Below are 5,807 nucleotides of genomic sequence, written 5' to 3' on the forward strand. Positions count from 1 at the left end.
ATTCTGCACAGAGTACAAAGAAGAGTCGAGAGCCCCAGATGCTTTCGACTTAGAATTTGTTTATTTAGAACCGTTTATGCCTTCTAAATGGCCGGACTACACCACCGGAGCATATTTTATTTATTACTCATTTCTTGCCTAAGCAGTATAGTGCTAATTTACTCTTTCAGATGCTTTAAATAACTTATGTTTCCCAGAGAGTTGAGTGATTTCTCAAATATTATGCTTCCCTAATCTACAAGTAAGCTGGTAGATAAAAAAGAACAAAGCTAATGATCATTAGGATAATAGCAAGTACTATTGCAATTATGAGGAATTTCTTATCGGATCCAAAAATTATGGGAATTGGGCCAATAAGGACTACGCCTCCTCCGCCAACTTTAGTTTTCGTTTTCTTTCGCCTTTCTTCGTCGTCTTTTTCAGGTTCTTCTCTCTTTTCCTTGATAATGTTCCAAAAAACCTCAAGAAATATGAAGATGCTGCCGATAATGATTAAAATTATTCCAAGAGGTATTAAAAAGTTCCACTGCATAATTTCACCAAAGTATCAAGAAATCTCAATCTCATAATTCGTGATTGCCACCATGTATTATAGGCAAAATTGTTATGATATCATTATTTGAAAGTTTAGTATGTTCATCTTCAAAAAGTGAAATGTCTGCATCGTTCAGTAATATGAATAATGAGGGGTAAAGCTCTGAAAGAGACTGATTGAACTTTTCTTTGAATTGTTGGTCAAAATCATTTGAGAGTGAATCCAAAAGATCTTGTATTGTAGAATCATCTGGCAAATTTATCTGAAATGGGTTTCCCATGATCTCTTTTAGTGAACCCATTACCCTAATCCGTACATTGATTCCCATGGTTTCTCACTCTCATTGTCTATGAATTTAGTCTTAGAATTAAAACTTTTCGTCAGAAAAGCATTCTTTTAACATTTGCATGAGAGGCTCTTCACCTTATTTTCACCTTATTCTGGTTTCAAAGACACGTTCTTTTTAAAATGTTTAAGAAAAGTAAGTATATTCTCAAAAGAACGGAATATATCCCATAATTTTTTAAAAGGAGTCCATCAAAGTATATTTCAAATTTTAATTTTGTCGAATTAAGTTATGATTTCAAACAATGTGAGGGAAAATTATGGCCGCAACCGATTTACCCTTGGCTCCTTTAGAAAGGTTAGTGCGTAGAGCAAAAGCAGATAGAGTAAGCATGACTGCTGCAGAAGCTTTGCGAGACGTTTTGAATGAAATTGGTCTTGAAATCAGTTCTCGTGCTGTAGAGCTTGCAACTCATGCAGGAAGAAAGACGGTTACAGGTGAGGACATTCGATTGGCATATAATCAATGGAAGAAACGCTGGTAAACCTGTAGAGTTAGTATGCCCATCAGAATCTCTTATCTTTTTTTCAATGTAGTGATCAAATTATTACTCAAAGATAATTTCGAAAAAGACTGTTGCTTTTTGGCTGGAATAATTTGGAGGGCGAAATCCCTTTATATTATACTCTATTGAAAGGAATTAAATTCAATAAATTAACTTCTTGACTAACTACTTCGAAAACAAAGTGAGTTGAATGCAAGTAGACACATATCAGCCCGTTACAGTTTTTTCCCTCTTTACATTTTCCTTGCTTTTTTACGTAGTGATGATCGCTATGGGAGGACTTGTTTTATGGTTTTTTTCTCATTTTGAAAGCCGTATTCAGCGCTTTGATCTGATTGAAAAAATGGTACTTTGTGTAGCTATAAGTTCGACGTTTATACCTCTGATGGTCTTTGTTTTAACGCCTTTCTCTGGGTTCAATTATCTCACAACAATTTGCATTATGCTTTTTATTCTCGCAATAGCAGGATTCATTGCTTTAAAAAACAAACACAAACTGAAGGAGTATATAGTTGAACTTAGGTCAATTCCTCCAATAATCGTAATTACTCTCGCAGTTTCGTTTGGTATTCGATTGTTTCCAACTCTAGGATTATATGTTTACCCCGGCAACGATGCAAAATTTCATACGCTTTACGCCTATTTAATTATCAGAAATCGAGGATACCCAGTCACATTCGCTCCATTTTATCCAGTGGCAGTAACTTATAATTTAGGACTACATGCAGTAGCAGTCTTCTTTTTCTACCTTTTACCTTTTCCAATTGAACAAATCCTCATGTTACTTACAAATACCTACAATTTCTTATTTCCTATTTCTATGTACTCCTTAGGAAGCAAACTTTTTGATGATAAAAGAATTGCCGCAAATATGTGTTTCTTAAGCGGTGTGGTTACTCATGTCCCCATGATTTTTTTTAATTGGGGTGGAAATAGTTACATCTTCGGATTTTTCTTGATTCCTCTGTTTATTTCGGTTGCTGTACAAATGATAAAAGAAAATAAATTCTCTCTAGTATTATCTATACTTTTAGTAATACTTACAGTTGGTCTCATTTACGCACATTATCTGCCATTCTTTATAGCGATCTGTGGGTTGGTTTCAGTAAATTTTTCACATTTTTTTAAAAGAAATGTTAAATCATTTCTGAACGCTCTTCTTTCTGTCTTTTTTGGCTTATTGATATCATTTCCTCGAATATTGCTAAGTATTTCTGCTACTGAGGGTAGAGAAAGTTTTTTTATTGAAACAATGATTAAATGGTGGGCAAAGACACAAATTTTTGATCTCAGGTATTTTACATCACTTTCTGGGCTTGAAAAGGTCTTTGTAAGGTTGGTTATAAAAGATTTCGGTGGGAGTATTCCGCTTATAGCATTTATAGGATTACTCTTCTTCTTATCAAGATTCAACAGAACCAATTCAAAAAATAATTCCATAATCAGTATATTCGTATGGAGTGCCATATTATTTCTTATTACAGCAAATGGACCGATAGGTCTTTATTTCTTAGAATTTCCATACTGGTACATATTTGATCCAACGTATATCAGACCTGGTTTAACTTTGCCTCTAGTATCAATGGCTGGATTTGGATTCACTAATCTATCAAACTGGGCTGGTTCAATTGGAGATCTTAAATATTTTAAAAAACTTACTCCAACGCAAATATTTCAAAAGGTTTTTTTTGTATTTATTTTAATTGCCGTTACTATTGAGTCCCTTTTGCTTTTTAATTACATGGTGGGGAATTACGAGGACTCAGCAGTAACAACGGCAGACTATCAAGCCTTTATATGGATTCAAAACAATACCGATGAAAACGCAACATTTTTTGTTACATCAGCAGATGCTGGAGAATGGATTGTAGCTATCGCGCATCGAAGGACTTATTCAATGGCTAAAAGTAACGGGGACAATTTGGTTTCTGAAGAATATGTAACAAAAGTTAATCAATTGAAGCAGCGATTAAAGGAAAACCCTGAGTCTGAAGAGACATTTTCACTTCTCAAATACTTCAGTATTGATTATATCTACATCGGAAAGAAAGCAATCTATGATTTCCAGCGATTAGATCCTAATTTATTCTTAGGCAGCAGAAATTATGAGCCAGTTTATTCTGATGGAGATATTTGGATTTTTAAAATCATTTATGGGTAAAACCATATGAAATATTGATTGACGAAAATATCTCATAATAATGATTCTTATGAATAAATTACATTCTAAAGAAAAATCCAAAATAAGAGTAGAAATCTGGGATTTGATGGAAAAACGTGGAATTGCCAGGTTTCCAAGACCTGTTTTTAATAGGATCCCCAATTTTGTTGGTTCTGAGGATGCTGCACAACGTCTTGTAGAAATAAAGGAATACAAAAATGCGCAAACAATATTTTGTAATCCTGATTCCCCTCAAAGACCTGTTAGAGAACACATCTTAAGAGATGGGAAAATTCTGATAATGGCACCACCCCGATTAAAGGAAAAAGGGTTTTTAGTTTTAAGTAAAAAGACAGTTCGCACCGACAAGATTAGAAGGGCGTCTACAATAAAGGGTGCATTTCAATTTGGGAGTATTGTAAAGCCAAATAAAATCGAAAAAATAGATCTAAAGATAGCGGGATCTGTAGCTGTTGATATAAAAGGTGGCCGTGTCGGAAAAGGCGGTGGGTATTCAGATTTAGAGTTTGGCATTTTGACAGCATATGATTTGATTGACAAAACTACGCGGGTGTTGACTACAGTCCATGAAGTGCAACTAGTTGAAAATATACCTATGACTGAGCATGATGTTTCACTAGACATTGTTATAACACCAAATAGCGTTATTTATACAAACACTACCTATCAGAAACCTCAAGGAATATTGTGGGAGTTACTATCAGATTTAAGAATTAGTTCAATTCCAATGTTAGAAGAATTAAAAAGTCGATTATAACTGAGGTCTTCGTCTTGAGTGCAAAATTAGTTCCAGAGCTTCTTAAAATAATGAAAACCAAAAAACAAATTCGGAATATTGGAATTATTGCACATATCGATCACGGAAAAACAACACTTGCAGATTCATTTCTGGCGAATTCAGGCTTATTATCTCCGTCAATAGTTGGCAAAGCCCGTGCGCTGGATTATCTAGATGAAGAACAATTGAGAGGAATCACGATTAAGAGTGCAACAATATCCTTACTCCATTCTAAAGATGAAAAAGAATTTGTTATCAATTTGGTAGACACGCCGGGACATGTAGACTTTTCTGGAAAAGTGAATCGTGCTCTTAGGGCTATTGATGGAGCAATTGTGGTTGTTGATGCAGTTGAAGAGGTAATGGTACAAACAGAGACCGTGACAAGACAGGCGCTACAGGAACGTGTAAAGCCTGTTTTGTTTATCAACAAAGTTGATCGGCTGATTAATGAAATAAAATTAACTCCCGAAGAAATACAGGAGAAATTAAAGCGTATTGTCCAAGAGTTCAACACCTTAATTGAATTATATGCGGAAGAAGAGTACAAGGACAACTGGAAGGTAAATGTTGCTAGTGGAACAGTAGTTTTTGGCTCTGCTCTCCATCGTTGGGCTCTTTCAAGTGCTATTACTATGAAAAAAGGAGTAAAGTTCGCTCAAATTTTAGAAGGATACAAAGAAAACAAAATAGAGGAGTTAGCTGAAACGATACCTGTTCAAGAGGCAGTCTTAGATATGGTGATTGATCATTTACCGAATCCAAAGCAAGCACAATCTTATAGAATCCCACGTATATGGCAAGGTGATTTAACTAGCAACGCAGGCATATCAATGCTTAACTGTGATGAGAACGGACCTTTAGTGATTTGTGTTCATAAAATTATACAAGATCCTCATGCAGGAAGAATCGCTACGGGAAGAATTTTTTCCGGTACAGTTCATGTAGGCGATCGTGTACATCCAATTTTGGCAAACGAAAACAATCGAATAACACAAGTAAGTATGTTTATGGGAGCGCAAAGAAAAATTGTAGAAGAACTAAGCGCGGGTAACATTGTTGCACTTGCAGGAGTAGGGAATGTAAGAACTGGTGAAACAATTACAAATCAAGATTATATTGATCAGATTACACCTTTTGAAGGCATCTCTTATGTTTCTGAACCTGTTATGACCGTAGCAATAGAACCCACACTGACTAGACAACTCCCGGACTTAGCAGAGATCATTGAAAGACTGGCGATTCAGGATCCTAATTTGGTTAGTACTGTTAATCAAGAAACAGGCGAGGTGCTTCTTTCAGGGATTGGAGAACTTCACCTTGAAATTGCTGTAAAAGATATCGAAAAAGAAGGCGTTAAGGTGATTACTTCAAAACCTCTCATAGTATATCGCGAAACAATATCCCAAAGCACTCCTGTCTTAGCAAATAGTGATGAAAATGGATTCAATAGCATTCAAT

6 protein-coding genes are annotated in these 5,807 nt (G+C 35.3%); 4 read left to right on the forward strand and 2 right to left on the reverse strand.

The window, feature by feature from the left end; genetic code table 11:
- Window positions 1-235: 235 nt before the first annotated feature.
- Together QVB70_RS07515 and QVB70_RS07520 are read right to left on the reverse strand one after the other, a co-directional pair.
- Complete coding sequence (locus QVB70_RS07515; protein ID WP_287585016.1) at window positions 236-532, reverse strand: TIGR00304 family protein; 297 nt, start codon at window positions 530-532, stop codon at window positions 236-238.
- Window positions 533-563: 31 nt separating this feature from the next.
- Window positions 564-863: a MoaD/ThiS family protein gene (locus tag QVB70_RS07520; RefSeq protein ID WP_287585017.1), complete on the reverse strand. Its 300-nt coding sequence runs from the start codon at window positions 861-863 to the stop codon at window positions 564-566.
- 277 nt (window positions 864-1,140) lie between these two features.
- Between QVB70_RS07520 and QVB70_RS07525 the strand changes: the two genes are divergently transcribed.
- The 4 genes from QVB70_RS07525 to QVB70_RS07540 all read left to right on the forward strand — a co-directional run.
- Entirely contained in the window at window positions 1,141-1,365 is a 225-nt protein-coding gene (locus QVB70_RS07525) for a histone family protein (protein WP_287585018.1), read from the forward strand.
- A gap of 211 nt (window positions 1,366-1,576) precedes the next feature.
- Window positions 1,577-3,547 (forward strand): hypothetical protein, encoded by a 1,971-nt coding sequence (locus tag QVB70_RS07530; protein WP_287585020.1) that lies wholly within the window; start codon window positions 1,577-1,579, stop codon window positions 3,545-3,547.
- A gap of 49 nt (window positions 3,548-3,596) precedes the next feature.
- Window positions 3,597-4,325, forward strand: coding sequence for a 5-formyltetrahydrofolate cyclo-ligase (locus QVB70_RS07535; RefSeq protein ID WP_287585021.1), 729 nt, complete (start codon window positions 3,597-3,599; stop codon window positions 4,323-4,325).
- 14 nt (window positions 4,326-4,339) lie between these two features.
- The coding region (locus QVB70_RS07540) for a GTP-binding protein (protein ID WP_287585023.1) at window positions 4,340-5,807 on the forward strand (1,468 nt) is incomplete at its 3' end.

Source organism: Candidatus Borrarchaeum sp., assembly GCF_019058535.1.
Taxonomy (GTDB): domain Archaea; phylum Asgardarchaeota; class Sifarchaeia; order Borrarchaeales; family Borrarchaeaceae; genus Borrarchaeum; species Borrarchaeum weybense.